Genomic DNA, 25,666 nt, shown 5'->3' with positions numbered 1-25,666 from the left:
GCCGCGGCACTTTTCACCGCTCACGTCCCGTCATGAACCTGAACGCCCTGTTTTCCCGTTTCTCGATCCGTACGCGGATTTTCTCCACGCTCGGCCTCGTTGCCGCGCTGCTCGTCGTATCGGGGCTGATCGGCCTCGCCGGCATGCAGAGCTCGAACCGCGCGCTCGACGAGGCTTATACGCAGCAACTGGCGGCGAAGACCGCGCTGTCGGCGGCCAGCCTGAACCTGACGATCGTGCGCACGACGCTCGACCGCGCGATGCTGCATCCGGAAGCGCCGGAAGTGCCCGATCTCGTCAAGAAGGCCGAGAGCTATCTCGCGAAGGCCGACACCGCCTGGCGCGGCTACGCGTCGATGCCGCACGACGGCGACGAAGGCCCGCTCGCGAGCCGCCTCGACGCCGTGCGCCAGGCGCTGATCGGGCAGGCGCTGAAGCCGATGATCGACGCGGTCCGCGACGGCCGTCGCGACGAGGCCGACCGGCTGCTGATGTCGGTTGCGCCGCCGCTGTCGGTCGCGCTCACGCAGGCGACCGATGCGCTCGACGCGTACCAGGTCGCACGCGGCAAGGACGTGTACGACACCGCGCAGACTTATTACGGCTGGATGCGCGCGGGCGCGATCGCCGGTATCGCGTTCGGCCTGGCCGCGTGCCTCGGCTGCGCGATCGGCCTGCATTGCGCGATCACCCAGCCGGTGAACCGGCTGCTGTCGCATTTCCGCCGCCTGTCGGAAGGCGACCTGACGTCGGAAGTGCGCTGGTCGTCGCGTGACGAGATGGCCGAACTGGTCAAGGGCGTGACCGGCATGCAGCGCAGCCTCGCGGATACGGTCCGCCAGGTCAGCCAGGGTTCCGAAGCGATCTCGACGGCGACGCACCAGATCGCGGCCGGCAACACCGACCTGTCGCAGCGCACCGAGGAACAGGCGTCCGCGCTGCAGGAAACGGCCGCGAGCATGGAACAGCTCACCGCGACCGTGAAGCAGAACGCGGACAATGCGATGCAGGCGCAGGCCTGCGCGGATACCGCGAGCGAGATCGCCACGCGCGGCGCGACGGTGGTCGGCGAAGTGATCGGCACGATGAACGAGATCGACCAGAGCTCGCAGAAGGTCGCCGACATCATCGGGACGATCGAGGGCATCGCGTTCCAGACCAACATCCTCGCGCTGAATGCGGCGGTCGAAGCCGCGCGCGCCGGCGAGCAGGGCCGCGGTTTCGCGGTGGTCGCGGGCGAGGTGCGCACGCTTGCGCAACGCTCGGCGTCGGCAGCGAAGGAAATCCGCACGCTGATCGGCGAATCGGTGGAACGCGTCGCGACCGGCTCGCGGCTCGTCGGCACGGCCGGCGCGACGATGCAGGACATCCAGCAGGCGATCGGCCGCGTGACGGGCATCATGACCGAGATCGCGGCTGCGTCGAACGAGCAGCGCGACGGGATCGAGCAGGTGAACCGCGCGGTGTCGCAGATGGACCAGGTGTCGCAGCAGAACGCGGCGCTCGTCGAGCAGGCCGCGGCCGCGGCCGCGTCGCTGGAAGAGCAGGCCGACGGGCTGCGCCGCGCGGTCGGCGCGTTCCGCGTCGCCTGATCGACGGCGGCCGGCGACGGGCGGGCGCTGGCCCGCCGTCCGTCCGCCCGTTACATCACACGGCCGAGAGTTGCGCGGCCGCGCGCGACGACGCGACGATCAGCAGCTTCATCGTCGCCCGCGTTGCGCCGACGAACAGCTTGCGCGCGGCACGCGCGTCGAGCGTGTCGAAGTCGACCTCGGTGAGGATCACGCACGGCGCCGACTGGCCCTTGAAGCGGTAGATCGAATCGAGCAGCACGTCGCCTTCGCGATACTCCGGGTTGCCGAACAGGTCGTACTTGCCGGTAAAGCTCTTGAGCCGGTGCGGGCCGAGCTGGTCGAGCGGCGCGAGCACCGAGCCTTCGCGGCCGCGATACGACAGCACCGCGATGTCCTGCTTGCGGAAGCCGAGCGACAGCGCGTGCGTGATCGCCCGCTTGGTCGCGTCGATGCAGGCGTCGGCCAGTGCGTCTGCCGACGCGCCTTCTTCCCCGTACGACGACACCGACGGATCCGAACCGTCGAACGGGCTGCCCGAGCGCAGCTCGGCCGCCAGCGGCTCGACCCGACTGACGATGTCGCGCACGAATTCGAGCAGGTCGCGCGGGCTGCGGTAGTTCGTGAGCGCCTTCAGCGTGACCCAGCCCGGCAGCGCGACGGGCTCGCGCATGTACAGGTTCTGCAGCGGATCTTCCAGCCACCACCATGCGCCTTCCGGCGCCAGCAAGCGCGCCAGGGCGGCCGCCCACGGCGCATGGAAATCCTGTCCTTCGTCGACGACCAGCACGTCGAAGCGCCAGTGCGCGGGAATCGGCGTTGCCGCGAAGCGCGCCTCGAGCCGTTCGAACTCGCCGGGTACCTGGAAGTCGGGCGTGTAGCCGCCGTCGCGCGCGACCCAGTCGCACAGCTGGTGGTAGTTCGCGATCTTCGCGCCGGGCGGCGCGATGCGCGCGATGTAGTCGGCGAGCGGCCGGTTGAAGCACACGTAGAGCACGCGCTTGCCGGCGGCGACCGCATCGCGCATCGCCTGCACGGCGAGCTGCGTCTTGCCCGAGCCGGCCGTGCCGGTGACGCGCAGCCGGAACGGCGCGAATTCGAGCTGGCGCGCCCACGCGGCGAGCCCGCCCGACAGCCGCGTGACGAGCGTGCCGGCCTGCCCGACGAGCGCGCTCGTGTCGGGCGTGAGCGCGAGCTCGTCCGCGAGGAAGTGGTGCAGTTTCGGCGCGTTCGAGAAGGGTTCGTCGTCTTCCGGCAGGATCTGCAGGATCACCTGCGCGAGCTGCGCCTTGCGCGACGCATCGACGATGCGGTCGGCCGCGACGCCGGCGATCGACGCGTCGCGGATCGAGTAGTCGGGGCAGTACAGGAGCGCCTCGACGCCGTAGACACCCGCGCCGAGCGCGGCCGTCAGGCGCCGATGCAGCGTTTCCTGCGTGCGTGCGAGCTGGATCGGGACATTGCGTTCCTTCTGCAGATAGACCTTCACGAGCCCCTTCGGCGTTTCGCGCAGGAAGCCGGCCTTCTGCTCGATCAGCAGCACGCGGCCGGCCGGGCTCACGACGACGAACGCGGCCTCGCCGAACACCGAGAACGCCTGGTCGGCGCGGGTCCAGTGCACGCCGTGATATACGGTGTAGCTGTCGGGCAGCGCGTGTTCGAGCGCGGCGAGCGTTTCGCGCTCGCGTTCGGCCGCGCCGGTCGCGGCGAGGCTTTTCCAGTCGTCGGGGATGAGGCGGGCCATGGCGTCGGGCGGCGGAAGCCGGCGTGGGCGTGAACGGGTGCGGCTATTGTACTGAGCTATGCACCGGTTCACGACCGCCGTGCCGCGCGGACGTTGGCCGTCAGGAGGAAGAACGGCCCGCGGACGTTACCCGCGGGCGAGCCGTTTCGCGAGATCGGCGCTGAGGATCGCCATGCGCGCGGGCTTTTCGTAGCAGACGACGTCGAACGCGCGGATCACTTCGCTGATGTCGGCCTCGCTCGCGCGGCCGGTGAGCAGGTCGCCGGTCAGCACGAAGATCGGTGCGCCCGGGTTGTCGGACGTGCGCACGGCCTTGATCGCGGTGGCGGCCGTGCTGTCGTCGAACAGCCATTCGGTCAGGACCGCGTCGAACGCCTGGCCCTGCAGCGCGTCGACGAACGGCGCGAGGCCGTCGAATGCGGCGGTCGCGAAACCCTGGCGTTCGAGATAGCGGCACAGCTCGGTCGCGCTGACGCGATCGGGGTCGATCACCGCGACGACGAGCTTGTCGCTCTCCGCGCGGCGCGGATAGATCTCGATCTTGTGCACGTCGTACGCGTTCTGGTACAGCACGCCGGTGTGGCGCAGCACGCGCCAGCGGCCGTTTTGTTCGTACGCGACGAATTCGGGGCGCGCGCCGGCTTCGAGCGGCGCGCCGATCCAGGCGGTGCACGGAATCTCGGCGACGCCCGCGTAAAGGACGGCCTCCTGCGAATAGGCGCCGACCATGCCGGGGTCGAGCGTTTGCGCGCCGAACAGCTGCGCGGCGGGTTCGCCGTACGCTTCGGCGACTTTCTTGATCTGCGCGAGCGTCCAGGGGCTGCTGCCGCGCAGCTTGCGGTGGCCTTGCGAGAAACTCAGGTCGAGGATGCGGCACAGCTCGGTGGTCTGCTGGCGCTTGCCGATGCCGTTGCGGGTCATCAGCTCGCGCACGCGCTCGGCAACCGCGAGGGAATCCGTGGTGATTGCTTCAGTGGTCATGCTACGGGAACGGATCGTGACGTTCAGAACGACGCCTTGCGGCAGTCTCGACGGACAGTCTTCATGACGTCCAGGGGCGAGCCGACCGGCCACGCGCGGAAAAGATAACTTTACCGCAAAATGGTCGTTATTCAGCGTGGCGAAAGGTGCGTTTGTGTGAAAGGTGTGTCACGACGTTACCACCGCTGCCCACATTCGAATGCATTAACGCCTGACAGGAAACAATGACGACAACCTATCCGCTGCATGATTCCCTGACCCTCGCCGACACGCCATTCCCGCCCGACGCCGACGTCGTGATCGCCGGCGCCGGCATCATGGGCTGCGCAGCCGCGTATTACCTGGGCCTGCGCGGCCTGAAGGCCGTCGTGCTCGACAAGTCGCGCATCGCCGGACAGCAGTCGACCCGTGCGTGGGGCTTCGTGCGGCAGCAGGGGCGCGAAGCGGCCGAGGTGCCGCTGATGATGGCCGGCATCAAGATCTGGGAGGGGTTAGAGGAAACCCTCGGTTTCGATCTCGAATGGCGGCAGGGCGGCTGTCTTTATATTGCGGACAACGAAACGGACTGGGCGTCGTTCAACGCGTGGCTCGCCGTCGCGCGCGAGCACGGGCTCGACACACGTACGCTGACGCGCGCGCAGATCGACGAGCGCGTCAGCGGCCTTTCGCCGGACGCACGCACGCTCGGCGGGCTGTACACCGCGACCGACGGGCAGGCCGAGCCGCGTCGCGTGGCCGCCGCGTTCGCCGCGCGTGCCGCCGAGGCGGGCGCGCGCTTCTTCGAAGGCTGCGGCGTGACCGCGATCGAGACGGCTGGCGGCGCGGTGGTCGGCGTCGTGACCGAGCGCGGCACGATCCGCACGCGGCGCGTGATCTGCGCGGCCGGCGCGACCAGCTTCCGGCTGCTCGATGGCGTCGGCATCCGGCTCCCGCAACAGGCCGTGCGCGGCACCTGCATGCGCACCAATGTGGTGCCGCCGGTATCGGCGTCGACGGTGTGGGGCCACGGCCTCGGTATCCGGCAGCGCAAGAACGGTGCGATCAATCTTGCCGACGACATGCAGGTCGACGTCGACCTGACGCTCGGCCACCTGCGCGGGTTGAGCCTGTTCTGGCCGGAGTTCTGGTCGCAGCGCGACAAATTCCGGCTGCACGTGAACGGGGCCGCGTGGCGCGATGCGCTGGCACGTATTAACGGGGCGACCGGACCGATCGAGCCGCGCGATCCGCAGCCGCAGCCGAATCGTGCGCATGCGCCGCGGGCGCTTGCGAAACTCAAGGCGATCTTTCCCGCGCTGAAGGACGCGCAGATCGTCGAGGCCTGGGCCGGCCTGATCGACGTGCTGCCCGACGGCATTCCGGTGATCGATGCGCCGGGCACGCCGTCCGGGCTCGCGATCGCGACGGGGTTCTGCGGCCACGGTTTCGCGATGGGGCCGATCGTCGGGCGGCTGCTGGCCGAATGGATCGACACGGGGGCGCCGTCGCTCGACCTGTCGGCGTTTCGTGCGCAGCGCTTCGTCGACGGCACGATGGTGCGGCCGCGCAGCATGCTGTAACCGACGCATCGACGCGATGACGCGATGACGCGATGACGCGATGACGTCGGCCGGCCGCGGCCGACCCATCGTAGAATCGAGCCCGCATCCTTCAGGAGATCCCCCGTTGGCTTCGCCCTCCGCCCAGCGCCGCTCGTTGCGCTCACGCCTGCGTCGCGCCCGCAATCCGTGGCAGGCGCCGCGTGCGCGCACGCTGTTCACGCGTCCCGCGACGTCGCCGCGGCGCACGCTGCTGTTCCGTGTCGGCGCGGTCGTGCTGCTGTGCATGCTCGCGTTCCTCGTGCTGTATCTCGATCGCGACGGGTTGCGCGATTCGACCAAGAGCACGCCGATGACCGTCGCCGATCTGGTGTACTTCACGATGGTCACGGTCGCGACGGTCGGCTATGGCGATATCGTGCCGGTCACCGCGCGGGCGCGCCTGATCGATGCGTTCTTCATCGTGCCGATCCGCATCGTCATCTGGTTCATTTTCCTGGGCACGGCGTATCAGTTCGTGATCCAGCGCGTCATCGAGGAATTCCGCATGAAACGCCTGCAGAAGCAGTTGTCCGATCACATCGTCGTCTGCGGTTATGGCCTGTCCGGCTCGATCGCCGTGCGCGAACTGCTCGAGAGCGGCGTCGATCCGACGACGCTCATCGTGATCGATTCGCAGCAGCAGGCGATCGAGGCCGCGACGTCGCTCGGCGTGGCGGGATTGCTCGGCGATCCCGCGCACGAGGATCTGCTGCAGCAGGCACAGGTGCGCGAAGCGAAGGCCGTGATCATTTCGGTGACCGATGATCCGACCGCGATCCTGCTCACGTTGTCGGTGCGCAGCATCGCGCCCGATACGAAGATCGTCGTGCGGATCCAGGAGAACCTGTACCAGCGGCAACTGCGGCAGGCGGGCGCCGACGTGATCGTGTCGTCGACGAAGATCGGCGCGCTGCTGCTCGCGGACGCCGTGCATAGCCGCTACATCGTGCCGTTCGTGAACGACATGCTGTCGACGCGCGGCCGCGCGACGCTGCTGGAGCGCGAGGCGATGCCGCAGGAGGTCGGCTGCATGACGAACGTGGTGCCGGGCGCGATCGTCGTCGGGCTCGATCGCTGCGGGAAGATCTTTTCGTTCTATGAAGACCCGCCGTGCCGGATCGAGAAAGGGGACACGCTGGTCGTGATCCAGTCTGCGCGGATTCCGGATCCGGATGTCTAAGCATTCGGTATCAAGTGAAGGCGCGTTTCCAAACGCTTGACGATGTCTTGCCGCGCGAGTGTCGATGTGCTCCTCGTCGTGTAGGCGCAATGCAGGCGATCAGCGTCAACCGAATGTGACGGGCCGTGCACACTTGATCGTCCGACAGGAAGGCGCGCGGAAATCGCTGCCGTTCACGCACACATGGCGTGCATCGGTTGGGTGATTGGCCTACGCCAGGGGCGGTCGAGCGCCACGGCGCGATGTCCTGCGCAATCTCCGCGATCTGCCGGCGCAGCCACCCTTACGCCGGATCGTCGTCGCTGCGAACGGGGCGATCTTCCCCGGTCAACGCACCGGCTCGGCCGTGGCCAGCAGGCTGCGCAGGAACACCATGATCATGTGCCCGATCGGCACCTCGGACAGGATCGACTGCTGCAGCGACAGGCCCTGCGAGAGCCCCATGAACGCAACGGCCAGGACGGCCGGCGGTTCGGGCGGTACCTTCTTCAGCCGCGCGAAAATCTGTTCGATGCAATAGGCGAGGCCATCGCGGTGGGCGTCCAGCAACGCCTGCGACGCCATGGCGAAAGCGGGGTTGCGCCGCCCCTGAAGCTTGAATTCGACACCCAGCACCGACCACTCGGGCTCGGCATCGACGGTCCGCGACCAGACCTCCAGCGCATTCAGGATGTCCTCCCCGGACGCCGCGGGGTCGCTCAGCACCCGGGCGATGTCGGCCACTTGCGTCTGCGAGCGCTCCCGCATCAGCTCGACGAACAATGCCTCCTTGCTCGCGAAATTCGAATAGAACGCGCCTTGCGTATAGCCGGCCTCGGCCGCGATATCCCTGAGCGACGTGCCGCCGAACCCGCGGTCGACGAACAGCCGCTTCGCCGCGGCGAGCAAATGGGCGCGGGTCTGCTGGCGGCTTTCTTCGCGGCTCAGCCGCGGGGGAGGGGGAACCATGTTCATGGCCGGCAGGATATCAGTTGATATTTGAGATGGATACCATTACGATCGCATTCCAGATATCACTCGATATTTGAAATGCCGGGCGCGATTGTGTCGCCGAACGTCTGCAGCGGGGCCCCGGGCGGGCGATCGGGTCGACGCGGGGGCGCGCACGGTGTGCCGGTGTGTGGCGGCGTGTCGCTGTTCTCGTGTCGCGTGCTTCGTTGCGCCGGCGCGAGCGGCTTGCCGATCGAGTGAATGTGGCCGTCACGGAACGTCGTGAAATAGTCGGTTAGTCATGGGAATCATGCCGGTTCGCATGCAGATGCGGATGCGGGGGCAGGAAGCAGAAGATGAACGCGAGCAAGACCTATGCACAGCTCGTCGTCGAGCTGGCCGAACTGGACGAGGAAATCGAGCGCGCACGCGCGCGCGAACGCGTCGATGCGATCGCGGAGGTTCACTCGCTGATGGATACCTACGCGATCAAGCACCGCGACCTGGTCGGCCGCAACGGCAGCCGGGGGGCGTACGTCGTGAAAGTGCTGCCGGCGCGCTATCGCGATCCGGTGAGCGGAAAGGAGTGGAGCGGGCGCGGGAATGCGCCGCTCTGGATCAGGGGCAAGGATCGTCGTCAGTTCGTCATCGTCAAGCCGCCGTCCACCGGCAAGAAAAGCAGGTGCAACTGACCGCGGGCGTCGGGCTACGGCGACAGCGGCTTCGCCGATGCCTGACCGGGCGGCGTGAGCACCACGCGCAGCGTCGCGCCTTCCGGCGACGGCGCCACGTACGCATGCGCGTCGATGCGAAGAGAAGCGCGCGCGCTCACCGGCGCGCAACCGCGTCGGCTCGCCGTGCTCGACGTGCAACTCGCGTTCGCCCGACAGCACGTGACGTCGTCCGCAATCATGGCGCGGGTGGCGTCGCGCAATGCGAGCCGGACGGAGTCGGGCGTCACGTGCGTTTCGTTTATCCCCGGCCGACGAACGGCATGGCCGTCGCCATGATCGTCATGTTCAGGATGTTCGTGTCGAGCGGCAGGTTCGCCATCTGGACGATCGCGTTCGCGACATGCGTGACGTCCATCCGCGCTTCGGGTGCGAGGCTGCCGTCGGCCTGCGGGACGCCTTGGGTCATCCGTTCCGTGAGCGACGTCGCTGCGTTGCCGATGTCGATCTGGCCGCACGCGATGTTGTACCGGCGGCCGTCGAGCGCCAGCGACCTGGTGATCCCGGTCACCGCATGCTTGGTGGCCGTGTACGCGATGGTGTCGGGGCGCGGCGCATGGGCCGAGATCGAGCCGTTGTTGATGATTCGGCCGCCCTGCGGCGTTTGTGCTTTCATCAGGCGCCACGCGGCTCGCGCGCACAGGAAGACGCCGGTCAGGTTCGTCGCGACGACGCTGTTCCACAGGGCGAAATCGTATTCGTCGAGGGAAACCGGCGGCGCGTTGCGGCCGGCATTGTTGAACAGCACGTCGAGCCGGCCGAACTGCTGCGCGATCCGGGCGAACGCGTGGTCGACCGCCGCTTCGTCGGTGACGTCCGCAGGAAACACGTGCGCGTCGCCACCGGCGGTGCGGATCGCGTCCTGGGTGTCGCGCAACGATTCCTCGGTGCGTCCGAGCAGCGCGACGGTGAAACCGGCCTGGGCGAGCGCGATGGCCGCCGCGCGACCGATGCCGGAGCCGGCGCCGGTGACGGCTGCGAATTTCTTCGAGACAGACATGGCTTGATTTCCTGCGGGTTGAAAGAGGGGCGAGGTGGCCGACGATCGCGATCATCGCCACTTCGGCAATGTAGTCGAAATGCGCGGCGTACATGTTCAAGTGGCATCGTCGGGCACGCTCGACAACGTGATGACCTCGGCTACCTCTTCCGGCCAGGTATGGCCTTCCGCGCCCGCGTGCCTGTCTCCGCGAACAGATCGACCACCACGTCGCGCAGCCACGTGTTCCCTTCGTCCTGATTGACCCGCGTATGCCAGAGCATGTGAATCGGCGCGCCCGGCAGCGTGACGGGCAACGCGCGCCAGCCGAGCGAGAACGGTGCGGCAAGCTGCTGCGCGAGATGCTCGGGCACCGTCGCGATCAGGTCGGTGCGCTGCAGGATGTAGCCGACGCTCATGAAGTGCGGCACCGTGAGCCGCACCTGGCGCGCCACGCGGCGGCGCTTCAGCCATTCGTCCACCTGCCCGTGACCGGTGCCGGCCGACACCACGACCAGGTGCTCGGCATTGCGCCATGCGTCGACCGTCAGCGGCGCGTCCTCGAGCGGATGCCCGCGCCGGAACAGGCACACATAGCGCTGATCGAACAGCCGGCGCTGATAGAAGCCGCCCTTGAGCTGCGGCAGCAGGCCGATCGCGAGATCGACGCGGCCGTCGGCCATTGCGTCGCCGAGGTTGACGCTCGTGTCGCGCACGGTATTGAGCGCGAGGCCCGGCGCCGTTCGCGACAGGTGTTCGAGCAGCGCGGGCAGGAACACGACCTCGCCGATATCGGTCATGCCGATCGTCAGCGTGCGCGTGGCGCGCTGCGGATCGAAACCGGTCTCGGGATTGAGCGCGGCGTGCAGCGTCGCGAGCGCGTGCGACACGGGTTCCGCGAGGCGCAGCGCGAACGGCGTCGGCACCACGCCACCGGGCCCGCGCACGAACAGCGGATCGCCGAGCCGGCGGCGCAGCTTCGCGAGCGCATTGCTCACGCCCGGCTGGCTCATGTTCATCTGCTCGGCGACGCTCGACACGCGCCGTTCCTGCATCAGCCGCTGGAAAAGCAGCAGCAGGTTGAGGTCGATATCGCTCAGTTCCATCGGTGTGGCCTCGCCGGGTTCATTGCATCCAGTGATGAAGCAGATTCCGGTCATTTTATTGCGGGATGAAAGTCCGCTCCCGAGAATACCGATACGGCCCATGCATTCGACATGACCGCTGCGCATGCCGCAGACCCCACATCGGAACATCGGAGACACCTTCATCATGCAGACGAACCTGAAGATTGCGATCGTCGGCGCCGGGATCGGCGGCCTGACGCTCGCGCTTGCGCTGCGCGAGCACGGCATCGACGCGCAGCTCTACGAACAGACGGAGGTGTTGCGCGAAGTCGGCGCGGCCGTCGCGCTGTCGGCCAATGCGACGCGCTTCTACGAACGGACGGGATTGCGGGCGGCCTTCGATGCGGTGTGCGCGGACATCCCGGGGCTCGTCTATCGCGACGGCCGCAGCGGCGCGGTGATCGGCCATCATCGCGGCGACCCCGACTATCGCCGGCAATTCGGCGGCGCGTACTGGGGCGTGCATCGCGCGGATCTTCAGGCCGTGCTGTCGCAGGCGGTCGGCCTCGAGTCCATCCATCTCGGCCATCGGCTGACCGATCTCGCGCAGCATCCCGATCGCGTCACGCTGTCGTTCGACAACGGTGTGCGCGTCGACGCCGATCTCGTGATCGGCGCGGACGGCGCGCGCTCGATCACGCGGCGCTGGATGCTCGGCTACGACGATGCGCTGTATTCCGGGTGTTCGGGGTTTCGCGGCGTGGTGCCGGCTGCGCGGCTGAGCCTGCTGCCCGATCCCGAGACGCTGCAGTACTGGATTGGGCCGCACGGGCACCTGCTGCACTATCCGATCGGCGACGACGGCGACCAGAATTTCCTGCTGGTCGAGCGTCATCCGTCACCGTGGCCGTCGCGCGACTGGGTGATGCCGTCGGAAGAGGGCGAGCAGCTGCGCGTGTTCAGGGACTGGCATCCGGCGGTGGTGCAGATGATCACCGCCGTGCCGATCAGCCAGCGCTGGGGGCTGTTCCACCGGCCGCCGCTCGGCCGCTGGAGCCGCGGGCGCGTGACGCTGATCGGCGACGCCGCGCATGCGCTGGTGCCGCACCACGGGCAGGGCGCGAACCAGTCGATCGAGGATGCGGTGGTGCTGGCCGCGCAACTGGCGCAGGCCGGGCCGGGCAACTGGCGCGAAGCGCAGGAAGCGTATGAGCGGCTGCGTCGCGGCCGCACGCGCAAGGTGCAGTACGCGTCGATCTCGGTGGCCGATGTGTTGCATCTGCCGGACGGGCCGGCCGCGCAGGCGCGCAATGCGCGTCTGGCCGAGCGCGACAGCGTGCTGCATCACCTGGACTGGATTCACGATTTCGACGCGTTGGCGCAGGAGCCGAGCGAGCGGCAGGGCGGCACCTGGCTTTGAGCCTGCCGTCGGGATCAGGGGCGCGGCGACCAGCGCCACGCGTGCGCCCTCAGGCGCGACAGGCTCGCCGGGATTGCATGCGCCTGGCATGACAGGGGGCGACGGCCGGCGGCCCGCCGGTCACCGGCCAGCCTGACGAAAACGGGCGGGGCAGCGCCCGTCCGCCGTCACTTCACGCATTCGAGCGCGTACTTCAACCCCTGTCCGAGCAGGCCGCGCCATACATCCCACGTATGCCCGCCGTCGACGATGCGCAACTCGGCCGGGTTCTGCGCACGGCGCAGCTGCGTGTACAGCACGCTCGATTCGGCCTGGATGGTCAGGTCGTCGTCGCCGGCCGCGATGAACATCGGGATCCGCCAGCTGCGCGCGAAATAGCCGCGCATCAGCGCCGGGTAGTTGAGCTCGTGCCACACGCGCGGGTCGAACTGCCGGTCGCCGAACACGCCGACGTAGCGCGCGGCGGAATTGAGCGGCGGCTCGTTCGCATAGATCGCGGGGCTCAGCAGCATCGCGCCGCAGAACAGGCCGGGTTCGAGCAGCGAGAAGCGCAGCGCGCCGAAGCCGCCCATCGACACGCCGCCGATCGCGCGGCCCGCGCGCTGGTTCGACACCGCGAAGTGCGCTTCGACCTCGGGCAGCAGGTCGTTGAGGAACGCGCTCTGCATCTTCTCCTTGCGGTCGACGTACCAGTCGGTGCCGCCCTGCGGCATCACGATCACGACCGGCGGGATCTCGCGGCGCTCGATCAGCGTGTCGGCGGTGGCCTGTAGCCGGCCCTGCGTGACCCAGTCGTTCGCGTTGCCGGCGTTGCCGTGCAGCAGGTACATCACGGGGTAGCGCGCGCCTTCCGGGTTGTAGCCGGGCGGCAGGTAGACCGTGTACGACCAGTCGCGCTTCAGCGACGCCGACCGGAACGTGCGCAGCACGACGCTGCTGCCCGGATTGAGCGCGCTCTCCTGGGCGGCCGACGGGGTCGTCGCGGTCTGGACGGCCGGCGGCGGCGCGGGCGCTGCCACCGGCGCGGGCGGCGTGGCGCGGGCGGTGGCGATGGAGCCGGCGATCAGGGCGGGGGCGAACGCAAGGGCGAGTCGGCGCATGTCGAATCGTTTCAGGAGAGGCGCCGGCTATCGTAGCAGCGGCGCATGACGGCGCGGCGCGTCATCGCCGCGAACGGAACGGCAGCCGCGCGACGAGCGGCCCGTAGAGCTTGGCGACAAGATACAGCAGGCCCATCGCGACGACGTCGGCAATCAGGCCGAGCTTCACGTCGAGATAGCCTTCGGTCGCCTGGTAGAGCACCGAATCGACCGCGAGCGAAATGGCGGTGCCCGCGACGAAGCACAGCAGGCCCTGCCGGCCGATCGTGCCGATCCACGGCATCGCGTGCGCAACCTTCTTCATCCAGCCGAGGTGGACCAGCTTGGCTGCGAGCCACGCGATCGCGAGGAAGTTCGCGAGCCGCAGCGCACCGAGGTTCTGCTTGATCGACGGATCGGTCGGGAACGGCTCGATGCGCAGCCGGTAGTACGCGCCGGCCGCGACGATCGCGAGCGCCGCGGCCGTCAGCAGCCAGCCCTGCGGCTTCGGCGCGAGCGTCTGGTAGACGGGCTGGCAGCGCGCGATCACGCCGAGCACGAACAGGAATTGCCATGCGAACGGATTGAAGTCCCACGGCGCGCCTTCCACGGTCGGCAAAAAGCGCGCGACGTGCGGTGCGGCGTACCACAGCGACCCGCTGAACGCGAGCAACAGCCACGGCTGCGTGCGCGCGAGCGGCAGCGTGAGCGGCACGAGCAGCGCGAAGAACGCGTACATCGGCAGCACCGACGCGAGGTACGGCTGGCGGCGGAACAGCAGGATGTCGCGCAGCGCGGCGAGCGGCTTGTGGAGCAGGCCGTCGAGATCGTTGGTCGGCATGTTCGGGCCGTCGATCGCGAACGCGTTCAGCGCGGCCGTGATCAGCAGCATCAGGCCGGCCGTCACGAGGAACGCGCGGTAGATCTCGAACGCGCGCCGGATGAAGCGCTGGCGCGCGGCGGCTTCGTCGTGCCGTTCGGCGAGCGAGTTGTACGCGATCGCGGTGGCGAAGCCGCCGAGGAACACGAAGACCTCGGCCGCGTCGCACAGCGCGTAAGCGTGCAGCGTCACGCGCGACAGGATGCTGCCGCCGATGTGGTCGACGACGATGACGAGCAGCACGAGGCCGCGGAAGAAATCGAGCTCGGCGTAACGGCCGGCCCGGGCCGGTGCGGTCATCGGACCGCCTCCCGGCGCGGGCCGCGGGCGCGGCCGGCACGCGCCGCGCATGAATCGGGGGGAAGCATGACTTCGTGAAGAAATGACGAACGGATGCGCATTGTGCCACCGATGCGGTGCACCTCGGGTTTACGCGAATGGTCGGCCGTCGTGCTGCTGCCGATAAGCCGGGTCAGGCAGTCCACGCAACGGGGCAGTTGGACGAGCGCAACGGTTTGCGCAGGGTTCATCTACCCCGATGGACGGACGGTTTGCGACGTGACACCATTTTGACCTCACGCGGCCGCACACCGCGTCGTCCGCCCTGCGGGCCACACCTAAAACAGACCAAACATTCGCCGGGCACTCGACCCTGCCCGGCCCCCGGCTCCGGAGAACCGTCATGAAGAAGCACATCATTTTTACCGCCGCGCTAGCCGCTTTCGCCGCGCCGGTCTTCGCCCAGAACAGTGTGACGCTGTACGGTGTGATCGATGAAGGCTTCAATTACACGAACAACGTCAACGTCAATGGGGTCGGAAAAACGAATTACCAGCTGGCGAGCGGCTATGCGCAGGGCAGCCGCTGGGGCCTGAAGGGCAGCGAGGATCTCGGCGGCGGGCTGAAGGCGATCTTCACGCTGGAAAACGGCTTTGACGTGAACAACGGCCGGCTCGGCCAGGGCGGCCGCATGTTCGGCCGCCAGGCGTTCGTCGGGCTGAGCGCGCCGCGCTTCGGCACGCTGACCTTCGGCCGTCAGTACGATTCTGTCGTCGACTATCTCGCGCCGCTCACGGCGAACGGCAACTGGGGCGGCACGCTGTTCTCGCACCCGTTCGACAACGACAACACGGACAATTCGTTCCGCGTCAACAACACGGTCAAGTATGCGAGCGCCGACTGGAACGGCCTGACGTTCGGCGGCACGTACAGCTTCAGCAACAGCACCGGCTTCTCGAACAACCGTCAGTACAGCCTCGGCGCGCAGTATTCGCTGGCCGGGCTGCAGGTGGCGGCGGCGTACCTGCAGGCGAACAACCCGGGTATCGGCAGCGCGGGCGCGATCTCGGCGGATGACGCCAACTTCGTCGCCGATCGCCTGCGGATCTTCGGCGGCGGCGTCAACTACACGTTCGGCCCGGCTACGCTCGGCTTCGTCTACACGAAGACGGACGTGAAGAACCCGGTGTCGACCGTCTACCTGCCGGCGTCGACGTTCGCCGGCCTCGGGCTGACCGCGACGAAGTTCCAGAACTTCGAGATCAACGGCAAGTACCAGCTCACGCCCGATTTCTATCTCGGCGCGCAGTACGTGTACACGGACGGCAAGTACGATGCCGCGGCCGGAACGTTCAAGCCGAAATACCACACGGTCGGCCTGATGGCCGACTACAGCCTGTCGAAGCGCACCGATGTGTACCTGCAGGGCGCCTGGCAGAAGGTGGGCGGCGACAAGACCGGCACGGCGGCCGACGGCGGCTACGTGGTCGGCACGGACGGCCCGTCGGCGTCGTCGAACCAGTTCGCGGTGCGCGCCGCGATCCGCCACAAGTTCTGATCGGGTGGGCGGGCAGTGCCGAGGCCGAGCGCCTCGGCGCCCGCTGCCGTCAGTCTGCCCGCGGGTTGCTCCCGAGCGTATCCGCGAGCCAGTCGACGAAGATCCGCACGCGCGGCGCGAGATGCCGGCCGGTCGGAAACACCACCGACACGGGCAGCGGCCTGGCATTCCATTCCGGCAGTACCTCCACCAGCGAGCCGTCGGCGAGCAGCGGCCCGAGCCCTTCGCGCGGCGCCTGGATCAGCCCGAGGCCCGCGAGGCAGCATGCGAGATACGCCTGCGAGCTGTTGACCGATACGACGCTGCGCATCTTGACCGCGTGCAGCTGGCCCGAATCCATATCCGCATATTCCCAGTCCAGCTCGCGGCCCGTGCGGCTCGAGAAATAGCCGACCGCGACGTGGTCCGGCAACTCGTCAGGCGAGCGCGGCGTGCCGTGCCGCTCGAGATACGCGGGCGCCGCGCAATTGATCTGCGCCAGTTCGCCGATGCGCCGCGCGACGAGCGACGTATCGGACATCGCGCCGACCCGTACCGCGCAGTCGATGCCGTCGGCGACGAGATCGACGAAGCGGTCGGTCGTGCCGATCACGACGCGCAGGTCGGGGTAGCGCGCATGGAAACCCGGCAGCGCCGGAATCACCTGGTTCAGCGCGAAACGTTCGGGCAGGTCGACGCGGATCGCGCCGCGCGGCGTCGTGCCGGCGTCCTCGAACAGCGTTTCCGCGTCGTCCAGATCGGCCAGCAGCCGCATGCAGCGCTCGTAGTAGGTCGCGCCTTCGGCCGTCAGCGCGACGCGCCGCGTCGTGCGCTGCAGCAGGCGGACCTTCAGGTGCTTTTCCAGATACTGGACGGCGTTGCTGACCGTCGGGCGCGGCAGGTGCAGCTGTTCGGCCGCTTTCGTGAAGCTGCCGAGATGGGCGACGCGCGCGAAGATGCGCATTGCTTGCAGATGATCCATGCGGGGCGGGTGCGTGGGTGGAGAGCAGGCTCCATTGTTAATCAGCGTCGAATGGTTTGGTTGAGTGTTTCGCGTTTATCGCGCGCCGCGATGCGCCCAGAATCCGGCCTGTTCATTCATCACTCGAGGAAACGGATATGGAAACGCGTGAACTGGGCCGGACCGGCCCGCGGGTGTCGGCAATTGCGCTCGGCTGCATGGGGATGTCGGACTTCTACGGCCCGGCCGACCGCGACGAAAGCATCGCGACGCTGCACGCGGCGCTCGACCACGGCATCACGATGCTCGACACCGGCGATTTCTACGGGATGGGCGACAACGAGATGCTGATCCGCGACGCGCTGCGCGGCCGGGCACGCGACCAGGTGCTGATCAGCGTGAAATTCGGTGCGCTGCGCGATCCGGCCGGCGGGTTTGCCGGCTACGACGCGCGGCCGGTGGCGATCCGCAACTTCGTCGCGTACTCGCTGAAACGGCTCGGCACCGACTACATCGACATCTATCGGCCGGCGCGCGTCGATCCGGCCGTGCCGATCGAGGAGACGATCGGTGCGATCGCCGATCTCGTGAAGGCCGGGTACGTGCGCCACATCGGCCTGTCGGAAGCCGGCGTCGACACGATCCGCCGCGCGGCCGCCGTCGCGCCGATCTCCGACCTGCAGATCGAGTATTCGCTGTTGTCGCGCGGCATCGAGGCCGGGATCCTGCCCGCGTGCCGCGCACTCGGGATCGGCGTGACGGCTTACGGCGTGTTGTCGCGCGGGCTGCTGGGCGGACGCTGGAGCACCGCGCGGGAAGGCGAGCGCGATTTCCGCGCGGCGAGCCCGCGCTTCCAGGGCGAGAACCTCGCGCACAACCTCGCGCTCGTCGACGCGCTGCGTGCAGTCGCCGACGAGAAGGGCAGCAATCCGGCGCAGGTCGCGATCGCGTGGGTGCTGTCGCGCGGCGGCGATATCGTGCCGCTGATCGGCGCGCGCAAGCGCACGCAGCTTCAGGATGCGTTGCAGGCGTCTGAAATGCAACTAACGGTCAATGACATCGCTCGCATCGAAGCGGCGGTTCCCGCCGGGGCGGCTGCCGGCGAGCGTTATCCGGCCGCACAGATGGCGCACCTCGATAGCGAGCAGGGACAGGGGGCCTCTCACGGGGACTGATCGGCGCGGATCGGCAATGGTTTCGGCACAGGCTCCGTATTCGGCTCGAATCTGAGGGCTGGGGCTGGGGCTGGGCCCATCGCCATAACCGCGCCGCCGCCCCATCCGGCAAGCCCTAGCCAGCCTCAGGCAAAACCAGATGGCGAGCGGCGCGATCGGGGTTCACCATCGGCGCCGTACTCAACCGGACGGAATGCCTTTCATGCAAGTTCATACGCTGACGATCATCGCGGTGGTCTTCCTGCTGGCCGGCGCGGTCAAGGGGATGATCGGGCTCGGGCTGCCGACGATCGCGATGGGGCTGCTGACGCTCGCGATGCCGCCGTCGGCCGCCGCGAGCCTGCTGCTCGTGCCGTCGTTCGTCACCAACGTGTGGCAGTTGTGGCTCGGCCCGTCGTTCGGGCCGTTGCTGCGCCGGCTGTGGCCGCTGCTCGCCGGCCTGACGATCGGCACGCTGACAGGCGGGCTGCCTGCGCTCGCGGCCGGCAGCACCTGGACGCATGCGGCGCTCGGCGTGGTGCTGATCCTCTACGGGCTGTGGGGGCTGGCCGCCGCGCGGCTGCCCGCGCCGGGTCGCCATGAAACATGGCTGTCGGCCGTGGTCGGCTACCTGACGGGTGTCGTGACGGCCGCGACCGGCGTGTTCGTCGTGCCGGCCGTGCCGTACCTGCAGGCGCTGCGGCTGTCGAAGGACGACCTGATCCAGGCGCTCGGGCTGTCGTTCACCGCATCGACGATCGTGCTCGGCCTGCAGTTGCGTGTGACGGGCACACTGGAGACGGTCGATCTCGGCGTGTCGGCGCTCGCACTCGTGCCGGCGCTGGCGGGCATGGCCGGCGGGCAATATGCTCGGCGTGTGATGAGCGAGAAGGCGTTCAAGCGCTGCTTCTTCGTCGGGCTGATCGCGCTCGGCGCGTATATGGCGGCTTCGGGGTGGCTGTAAGCGGGCCTCGCTGACGAGCGCGATGCCCGCGGTCCGCTGTCCGTGACGCGCCCGAAGCCGGTTTCGACAACCGCGGGCTTCAGGCGCGTTCACCGGACGTAGGTCACCTCGCTCAGGCCGGATCGGCGTACTTCAGCGTCCACCCGAACGTGCGGGTCGCGCCCGCGCCGAGGGCAAACGGCTTCGTCGTGCAGGCGAAGTTCGAATGCAACTGGCCGATCGGCGTCGTCGACAGCGGATTCGTCGTGCCGTTCACCGTGTCGAAGGCCGACAGCGCGCAGGTGTCGAACCCGGACGCCGCATAGCCGGTCGCGGCGCTGTTCGCGTAGGTGACCGACACGCCGTCGCCGTTCGCCTGCGTCGACGCGAAATCCGCGAACGACGTGAAGTCCGTTTCGACCGACAGGTTGCCGGTGAGCGTACCCGTGCTCAGCGTATCGCTGCGGGCGACCGAACCGTGCGCGAACGTCAGCACCGTATGCACCTGCAGGTCGAGATCCGTCGTGTATGCCGCATTCTTCGACGCGAGCCGGAACTTCGCGGTATCGAACGACACGATCACCTGCCCGTTGCCTTGCTGGACGTTCAGGTTCTTGTAGTACGTGACGGGAATGTAGGTCTTCCCGTTGTACGACACCTGCGGCACCAGCAGCGCGTAGCCGAGATCGGTCGTGCCGTAGATCAGCTTGTCGGAGAACGGCACCGGGTAGTACGGCGTGTACGAGTTGTAGTCGGGCGCCTGGCTGAGGTTCAGGTTGATCACGCGCCGGCCGTCGCGCACGGTGACGAGCGCCGCGCTGTACGGATGCGCGGTGTCGCCCGGCTGGTTGTACCAGGTGAGCGTGTAGTGCGGCAGCGCGTCGAGCCACGCGTTGTAGTCCGTATCGGCCATCGGCGCCTTGCCGCCGAAGCCGAGCTTGTTCCACCACGCGTTCACGTACAGGTACTGGTGCAGCAGGCTGAAGTTCTCGCCCATCACGCGCGGCTTGCCGCGATACGCGTCCGTGCCGCGGCCCTTGACCCACATGTTCACCGACGGCGTCGGCAGCGACGGGTCGTACCAGTATGTGTCGAAACGCTGCGCGGCCTGGTAGATGAACTTGTATGCAACCTGCTTTTCCTGGTCGGTCAGCACGCCGGCATTGGCCGCGGCCGTCAGCACTTCCATGAACGCCGAATCGCCGTACGGGCCGATCGAGCGGCCGTAGTTGAAGCCCTGGCCGTTCGCGTTCAGCTGCGGCAGGATCAGGTCGACCGACTTGCGCAGGTAGCCCTTCAGCTCGGGCGTGAGGTTCGCCTCGTTACCCATCTCGAACGTGCGCTCGGTCACTTCTCCGATCAGCAGCGTGCTGTAGCGGTCGAAGCGCGCCTGGTCGTAGTAGGTCGTGTGCGTGTTCGACGCTTCGTCCGAGAACCCGCCCGACGAGTCGTTACGGATATGGTTCGTGAGCGTGTACAACAGCGCGTCGCGCGCGCCCATCGTCGCGACCGACGGATCGGTCTTCGATGCAAACGACGGGCTGCTCCAGCCGAGCTTCTGACGCAGCCCGGCAATTCCGTAGGACACCGCATAGTAGTTCTGTGCGGTGTTGAGTGATGCGATGTCGATCGGCGTGCCGGCGGCGGGGCACGTATTGGTCTTGCCGCTCGCATCGGGGCCGAACATGTCGCAGAAGGTGAGGCGTTGCTGCAGCGTCGCGAGCATCGCATCGCTGAAGACTTCGTTGAGCATCCCGTGCGCTTTCAGGTTGTTCAGCGCGACGAGGTAGTAGTACTCGCCCCAGGACGTATTCGCGTACGTGTAGTTGCTGCCCGACTGCGCCATCATCGCGGTCGTGATCGTCTGGTACGTCGCGAGGTAGCTGGCGTACTGCGGATCGTTCTTCGACTTCATGTCGATCAGGATGTACGACAGGCCGAGCGCGAGCTTGCCCGGCAGGAATTTGTCGCCGGTGTTCGTGTCGAGCACGTGGACCGGCGTGCCGTCGCCGAGATCCATCACGACCTGCGTGAAGTCGGGCGATTTCCGGATCAGGTCGAACAGTGCGCGCATCTGGCCCATCATCGTGACCGGAATGTTCGCGCCGGCCGGCACGCTGGTGTCGGGTGCGCCGTAGACGAGCGCCTGCAGCGAGTTCGGCGCGAGTGTCGGTGTCGTGGACGGGGGCGGCGAAGATGACGACGGTGGCGGTGTGTCGGTCACGTCGTTGCCGCCGCAGGCGCTGACGAACAGGACGGAAAGGGCGCTGAGCGCGGCGCCGAGCGCGAATCTGCTGCGCGGATGCATTGTGTCTCCAGTTTTGAATAGTGATGAAGCACGGGCGGGTGTGGCCGTTGCCGCGCTCGATGCCCGTACCCGGCCGCCGTCCTGCAACCCTGATCCCTGAAGACGGACGGCCTGAATCACTTATCGAGCGGGCAAGCGTTCTCCCTGCACGGGCTGTGATGAGCGTCGCGCTGCGTTGATGGAAAACGTTTTCCTAATTTATGCAGCGATCGGCGTGATGTCAATGAACTTTCACGTCTGGCGGGGCGGGAAAAACCCGGATGGTGGGAAGGCGGGAGTGAAGGGGGAGAACGAAATGTTGCAGGATTTACCGGTATTTCTTCTTGGTGAGGCAGGGTGCGGCGAAGGACGCCGATTCGGAAGCGATGGCTAGAAGGAATGTGCGCCGATGCGGGTTCGCTGAATTTCGAAAGAAAACGTTATCCATAAGGATCGGGATGAATTCGACGGACATCGGGCGCGATGGCGACCGGCTGCCACGCCGTTCCGTCGAGCCTAAAGCTGTGCCTCGATCGCCGTCTTGTCGATCACCGACCAGACCTGGCGGATCTTGCCGTCGTGAAACTCGTAGAACACGTTCTCGCAGAACGTGACCTTCCGGCCGTCGACGGCGAGCCCCATGAACGTCCCGCTCGGCGAACAGGCGAAGCGCAGCCGGCAGGCGATGCGCGGCGGCTCGCACACGAGCAGCCGGATGTCGAAACGGAGATCGGGAATGTCGCGGAAGTCCTGTTCCAGCATCGCGCGGTAACCGGCGAGGCCGAGCGGCCGGTCGTTGTGGATCACGTGGTCGGCGACATATTCGCCGAGCGCCGGCCAGTCCTGCCGGTTCAGGCAGTCGATGTATGCGCGGTAGCGGGTTGCGAGATCGGTGTCGGTCATGGCCGTGCCTCCTTGTATCGACGAGATGAGTCGGATGCGGCGCGTGTCACTGCGGCGTGGTTTCGCCGGACAGGAACGCGACGAACTCCCGCGTGTACTTCGGCAGCGCATCGAACGACCGCGCGCACAGCTTCAGCCGACGATGGCTCCACGCATCGGACAGCTCGACGAGCCGCACGTCCATCGTCTGCATCGCGCGCTCGGCCGCATGGCGCGACACGATGCCGATGCCCACGCCGCTCGCGATCACGCGGCAGATCGCATCGAAGCTCTTCAACTGCACACGATAGCGGATCCGCTTGCCGAGCACGCGCGCCTGGTCGGCGAGATGCACCTGCAGTGCGCTGCCGTCGGTGAGGCCGATGAAGTCGGCATGGACGATCGAGTCGAATGCAATCTTCTCCTGCGACGCGAGCGGATGCGCGGCCGGCACGACGACGATCAGCCAGTCCTCGCGGAACGGCTTCTGTTCGAGCCCGCCGAGCCCGACCGAATCGGCGACGATGCCGACCTCGGCCGTCTTGTTGCGGATCGCATGCACGATCTCCTGGCTCGAGCGTTCCTCGACGCTGATCGACAGCTTCGGATGATGCGGCAGGTAGTCGGCCAGCGCGTCGGGCAGGTATTCGCTCAGCGACGCCGTGTTGCACAGCAGCCGGATATGTCCGCGCAGCCCCTGGCCGTATTGCTGCAGTTCGCCGCGCATGTGGTCGATCTGCTGCAGCACGGTGCGCGCGTGGTGTTCGAGCGCGCGGCCCGCATCGGTGGCCTGCGCGCCCGACTTGGTCCGGTGCAGCAGCGGCACGCCGAGCTCGTCCTCCATGCCGCGGATGCGCTCGCTCGCGGCCTGCAGCGTGATGTGAGTCCGCTCGGCGCCGCTCGTGATCGTGCCGGCCTCGCAGATGTTCAGGAAAAGCCGCAGGTCGGTCAGGTCGAAGCGCATGATGGGTGGGGCAATCGTATTGGAATGGCCGTTAAGTTAGCAGGGAACCGCGGCCGGGGTCTCAGGCGCAGCTTGAGGCCCGATTCGCCGGTTCCGCATTTTCGGGGCGCGATCGTTGACGGATCATGGCCGCACATCAACCGGGGAGCCTGTCATGCAGATCGATCCGTCGTGGGGCGTGTCGTTCAAGATCGCGTTGCACGTGCTGTTCCTGTGCATCGGCATCGCGTGGGCGTGTTCCGAATTCGCCGCGTGGTTGCGTTGAACGTCGCGGCGATGGCTGCCTAGTGCCTATTGAAATTCAATCGTCATAGTTTCCCGCGACGAAAATTCTTCCGCCTTCCTGCCAAAAGACCATCAAGTTTTCCTGAATCGGACCGTATTACCGGTAGCGAATGCCGGCCGGCATCCGGTTCGTGATCGTTTGTCATCATTGTTTGCATCCGGTTACACGTCGGCCGTTCCGTTTTTGAGATGCTTGAAAGATTGTCAAACCGGAGTCGGATCGTCCATGAAAACGCGCGAGATTCACCGCAACGCGGCGTGGCTGCCAGGCCTGGCAGTCGTGCTCGTCATGGCCGGTTGTGCAAGCACGCAGTCCGTTCCGCCGAGCGACACGCTGGCGGGACAGCCTTCGCCGTCGAGCCAGCCCGCCGCTGCGCCGTCGGCCAGTACGCCGCCGCCGGCGCCGATTCTCGTCGCGCAGAAGTACGTCGTGAAGCGCGGCGACACGCTGACGGGCATCGCGTCCGCGAACGGCTGCAGCGTGGCCGACCTGCGCACCTGGAACAAGCTGGGCGCGAACGGCAGGCTGCGCATGGGGCAGGTGCTGCGCATCGTCAAGCAGCAGCCGTTGCCGGCGCCGGGCGCGGCCGGCACGCAGGTGGCCGCATCGTCGGCGTCGGGCAACGATGCGGCGAGCAACCCGGCCGCCGCGCAGACCACCGCGTCGAATGCGAGCGACCGTCAGGTCGTCAAGGAAACGAAGCGGCATGCGGGCGGCGTCGCGCTCAAGTGGCCGGCGAGCGGCAAGATCGTCGACGGCTTCCGGCCGGGACAGAACCGCGGCATCCAGATCGCCGGCCGGCCGGGCGACCCGGTCCGCGCCGCGGCCGACGGCCGCGTGATGTACGCGGGCACCGGCCTGAACGACTACGGCAGCCTGATCATCGTCCAGCACAACGCGGATTTCCTGACCGCGTATGCGCACAACCGCAAGCTGCTCGTGAAGACGGGCGACATCGTGCGCCAGGGCGACGAGATCGCCGAGATGGGCGACCTCGACAACTCGCGTGTCGCGCTGCTGTTCGAAGTGCGACGCGACGGCAAGCCGGTCAATCCGATGCCGTATCTGCCTTCGTCGCAAGGGTGACGCCGGGCCGTTTCGCTGGAACGGCGCGGCGGTCGCTGCTACGCTAGGGTCTGTTCATGCAAGTCCCGCGCTTCGCGGGGCCGGCGGTCGTCTTTCGGGGATGCGCGGCGTAGGCCGTCGCGGGCCGGCCGCCGGCGTGAACGGGCACGCTGCTTCGACGCGTGCCCGAGCTGCTTCGTGCCACCGATTCCGACAGAACTCACGACATTCATGGAACACTCTCCGACACGCCGCTCGCTGTTGCTTGCCGCCGTTGCCGCGCCGTTCGTTGCCGCGTGCACGTCCGCGCCGGTCGCCGACCAGGGGCGCGCCCACACCGCCCAGGCTGAATTGACCACGCTCGAGAAGGCCTCGAATGGCCGGCTCGGCGTCGCCGCGCTCGATACGTCGAACGGCGTGCGCATCGCGCACCATGCGCGCGAGCGCTTCCCGCTGTGCGGCACGTATGCGGTCGCCGCGGCGGCCGCGATGCTCGCGCGCGGCTCGCTCGACGCGTCGCTGCTGCCGCGCCGCATCCTGTACCGCCGCTATGAAATCGTTGCGGGCTCGCCGATCACGGAAAGCCACGTCGACACGGGCATGACGATCGAGCAGCTGTGCGCGGCGATGCTGCAGTCGGGCGACAAGGGTGCCGGCAACCTGCTGATGGGCGTACTCGGCGGCCCGCAGGCCGTCACGGCGTTCGCGCGCACAAGCGGTGACATGTCGTTCCGCCTCGATCACTGGGAACCCGAACTGAACAACGCCGCGCCCGGCGACGAACGCGATACATCCACGCCGGTCGAGATGGTCGACACGCTGCAGCGGCTGCTGCTCGGCAACACGCTGCAGGAGCCGCAGCGCGCGCGACTGACGGAATGGATGGTCGGCGGCGCGCGCGGCGCGACCGGCATCGCGGCAGGCGTGCCGCCCGGCTGGCGCATCGCCGACAAGGCCGGCACGGGCGGCTACGGCACGACGACCGACGTCGCCGTGCTGTGGCCGCCGTCGCGTGCGCCGATCGTGATGGCCGTGTCGTTCACGCAGCCGCAGGCCGCCGCGGCGGCCCGCGCGGACGTCGTCGCGTCGGCGGCGCGCATCGTGGCGGGCGCGCTCACCGCGACGGCCTGAGCGTCCCGCGCCTCGCGCAAAGCGGGCGTTTGGCT

The 25,666-nt window shown here is 67.7% G+C and carries 22 protein-coding genes; 10 read left to right on the top strand and 12 right to left on the bottom strand.

The genetic code is table 11. From position 1 onward, the window contains the following. Nucleotides 1-32: 32 nt before the first annotated feature. On the top strand, nucleotides 33-1,592 hold the full coding sequence (locus CFB41_RS26255; RefSeq protein WP_089458465.1) for a methyl-accepting chemotaxis protein: 1,560 nt from the start codon (nucleotides 33-35) through the stop codon (nucleotides 1,590-1,592). Between the two features lie 55 nt (nucleotides 1,593-1,647). On the opposite strand, the gene CFB41_RS26250 is transcribed toward CFB41_RS26255, so the two are convergent. Continuing rightward, entirely contained in the window at nucleotides 1,648-3,315 is a 1,668-nt protein-coding gene (locus CFB41_RS26250) for an ATP-dependent helicase (protein ID WP_089458464.1), read from the bottom strand. A gap of 126 nt (nucleotides 3,316-3,441) precedes the next feature. After that, entirely contained in the window at nucleotides 3,442-4,296 is an 855-nt protein-coding gene (locus CFB41_RS26245; protein ID WP_006485970.1) for a helix-turn-helix domain-containing protein, read from the bottom strand. Between the two features lie 224 nt (nucleotides 4,297-4,520). On the opposite strand from CFB41_RS26245, the gene CFB41_RS26240 reads away from it, so the two are divergent. Continuing rightward, nucleotides 4,521-5,855, top strand: a complete 1,335-nt coding sequence (locus tag CFB41_RS26240) for an FAD-binding oxidoreductase (protein WP_089458463.1) — start codon at nucleotides 4,521-4,523, stop codon at nucleotides 5,853-5,855. Between the two features lie 106 nt (nucleotides 5,856-5,961). After that, nucleotides 5,962-7,056 carry a TrkA family potassium uptake protein gene (locus tag CFB41_RS26235; protein WP_089458462.1) on the top strand — a complete coding sequence of 365 codons (1,095 nt, stop codon included), beginning with the start codon at nucleotides 5,962-5,964 and terminating at the stop codon, nucleotides 7,054-7,056. Nucleotides 7,057-7,383: 327 nt separating this feature from the next. On the opposite strand, the gene CFB41_RS26230 is transcribed toward CFB41_RS26235, so the two are convergent. Further along, nucleotides 7,384-8,010 carry a TetR/AcrR family transcriptional regulator gene (locus CFB41_RS26230; protein ID WP_089442184.1) on the bottom strand — a complete coding sequence of 209 codons (627 nt, stop codon included), beginning with the start codon at nucleotides 8,008-8,010 and terminating at the stop codon, nucleotides 7,384-7,386. 332 nt (nucleotides 8,011-8,342) lie between these two features. Here CFB41_RS26230 and CFB41_RS26225 point away from each other — a divergent pair, with 332 nt between their 5' ends. Beyond that, nucleotides 8,343-8,678: an H-NS family nucleoid-associated regulatory protein gene (locus tag CFB41_RS26225; RefSeq protein ID WP_089458461.1), complete on the top strand. Its 336-nt coding sequence runs from the start codon at nucleotides 8,343-8,345 to the stop codon at nucleotides 8,676-8,678. Between the two features lie 14 nt (nucleotides 8,679-8,692). Here CFB41_RS26225 and CFB41_RS26220 read toward each other — a convergent pair whose 3' ends face one another. From CFB41_RS26220 to CFB41_RS26210, 3 genes are all read right to left on the bottom strand, one after another. Continuing rightward, complete coding sequence (locus CFB41_RS26220; protein WP_089458460.1) at nucleotides 8,693-8,947, bottom strand: hypothetical protein; 255 nt, start codon at nucleotides 8,945-8,947, stop codon at nucleotides 8,693-8,695. An 11-nt stretch (nucleotides 8,948-8,958) separates the two neighbouring features. Next, nucleotides 8,959-9,717: an SDR family oxidoreductase gene (locus CFB41_RS26215; RefSeq protein ID WP_089458459.1), complete on the bottom strand. Its 759-nt coding sequence runs from the start codon at nucleotides 9,715-9,717 to the stop codon at nucleotides 8,959-8,961. Nucleotides 9,718-9,857: 140 nt separating this feature from the next. Further along, the gene (locus tag CFB41_RS26210; RefSeq protein WP_089458458.1) at nucleotides 9,858-10,802 is read right to left on the bottom strand and encodes a LysR family transcriptional regulator; all 945 of its coding nucleotides are present in this window, start codon (nucleotides 10,800-10,802) and stop codon (nucleotides 9,858-9,860) included. A 166-nt stretch (nucleotides 10,803-10,968) separates the two neighbouring features. Here CFB41_RS26210 and CFB41_RS26205 point away from each other — a divergent pair, with 166 nt between their 5' ends. Beyond that, entirely contained in the window at nucleotides 10,969-12,183 is a 1,215-nt protein-coding gene (locus CFB41_RS26205; RefSeq protein ID WP_089458457.1) for an FAD-dependent monooxygenase, read from the top strand. A gap of 167 nt (nucleotides 12,184-12,350) precedes the next feature. Here the strand turns inward: CFB41_RS26205 and CFB41_RS26200 are convergent, their stop codons facing one another. Together CFB41_RS26200 and CFB41_RS26195 are read right to left on the bottom strand one after the other, a co-directional pair. Further along, nucleotides 12,351-13,283: an esterase family protein gene (locus CFB41_RS26200; protein WP_089458456.1), complete on the bottom strand. Its 933-nt coding sequence runs from the start codon at nucleotides 13,281-13,283 to the stop codon at nucleotides 12,351-12,353. Nucleotides 13,284-13,344: 61 nt separating this feature from the next. Further along, complete coding sequence (locus CFB41_RS26195) at nucleotides 13,345-14,442, bottom strand: OpgC domain-containing protein (protein WP_046548090.1); 1,098 nt, start codon at nucleotides 14,440-14,442, stop codon at nucleotides 13,345-13,347. Between the two features lie 382 nt (nucleotides 14,443-14,824). Between CFB41_RS26195 and CFB41_RS26190 the strand changes: the two genes are divergently transcribed. After that, nucleotides 14,825-15,979: a porin gene (locus tag CFB41_RS26190; protein WP_089458455.1), complete on the top strand. Its 1,155-nt coding sequence runs from the start codon at nucleotides 14,825-14,827 to the stop codon at nucleotides 15,977-15,979. A gap of 49 nt (nucleotides 15,980-16,028) precedes the next feature. Here the strand turns inward: CFB41_RS26190 and CFB41_RS26185 are convergent, their stop codons facing one another. Continuing rightward, nucleotides 16,029-16,940, bottom strand: coding sequence for a LysR family transcriptional regulator (locus CFB41_RS26185; RefSeq protein WP_089458454.1), 912 nt, complete (start codon nucleotides 16,938-16,940; stop codon nucleotides 16,029-16,031). Between the two features lie 137 nt (nucleotides 16,941-17,077). Here CFB41_RS26185 and CFB41_RS26180 point away from each other — a divergent pair, with 137 nt between their 5' ends. Next, entirely contained in the window at nucleotides 17,078-18,094 is a 1,017-nt protein-coding gene (locus CFB41_RS26180; protein ID WP_089458453.1) for an aldo/keto reductase, read from the top strand. A 202-nt stretch (nucleotides 18,095-18,296) separates the two neighbouring features. Next, nucleotides 18,297-19,037, top strand: a complete 741-nt coding sequence (locus CFB41_RS26175) for a sulfite exporter TauE/SafE family protein (protein ID WP_179250168.1) — start codon at nucleotides 18,297-18,299, stop codon at nucleotides 19,035-19,037. 112 nt (nucleotides 19,038-19,149) lie between these two features. Here CFB41_RS26175 and CFB41_RS26170 read toward each other — a convergent pair whose 3' ends face one another. The 3 genes from CFB41_RS26170 to CFB41_RS26160 all read right to left on the bottom strand — a co-directional run bounded on the left by CFB41_RS26170 (nucleotide 19,150) and on the right by CFB41_RS26160 (nucleotide 23,149). Next, nucleotides 19,150-21,324, bottom strand: a complete 2,175-nt coding sequence (locus CFB41_RS26170; protein ID WP_089458451.1) for a hypothetical protein — start codon at nucleotides 21,322-21,324, stop codon at nucleotides 19,150-19,152. 495 nt (nucleotides 21,325-21,819) lie between these two features. Next, on the bottom strand, nucleotides 21,820-22,206 hold the full coding sequence (locus tag CFB41_RS26165) for an ester cyclase (RefSeq protein WP_089458450.1): 387 nt from the start codon (nucleotides 22,204-22,206) through the stop codon (nucleotides 21,820-21,822). A 46-nt stretch (nucleotides 22,207-22,252) separates the two neighbouring features. Next, nucleotides 22,253-23,149: a LysR substrate-binding domain-containing protein gene (locus CFB41_RS26160; RefSeq protein ID WP_089458449.1), complete on the bottom strand. Its 897-nt coding sequence runs from the start codon at nucleotides 23,147-23,149 to the stop codon at nucleotides 22,253-22,255. 511 nt (nucleotides 23,150-23,660) lie between these two features. On the opposite strand from CFB41_RS26160, the gene CFB41_RS26155 reads away from it, so the two are divergent. Next, complete coding sequence (locus CFB41_RS26155) at nucleotides 23,661-24,521, top strand: peptidoglycan DD-metalloendopeptidase family protein (protein ID WP_089458448.1); 861 nt, start codon at nucleotides 23,661-23,663, stop codon at nucleotides 24,519-24,521. Nucleotides 24,522-24,731: 210 nt separating this feature from the next. After that, on the top strand, nucleotides 24,732-25,631 hold the full coding sequence (bla, locus tag CFB41_RS26150; protein WP_089458447.1) for a class A beta-lactamase: 900 nt from the start codon (nucleotides 24,732-24,734) through the stop codon (nucleotides 25,629-25,631). Nucleotides 25,632-25,666 lie beyond the last annotated feature (35 nt).

It is taken from the genome of Burkholderia sp. AU33803, from assembly GCF_002223095.1.
Taxonomy (GTDB): Bacteria; Pseudomonadota; Gammaproteobacteria; order Burkholderiales; family Burkholderiaceae; genus Burkholderia.
Note: the sequence above shows the minus strand (reverse complement) of the source record. Positions and strands in the feature narration are given on the sequence as shown.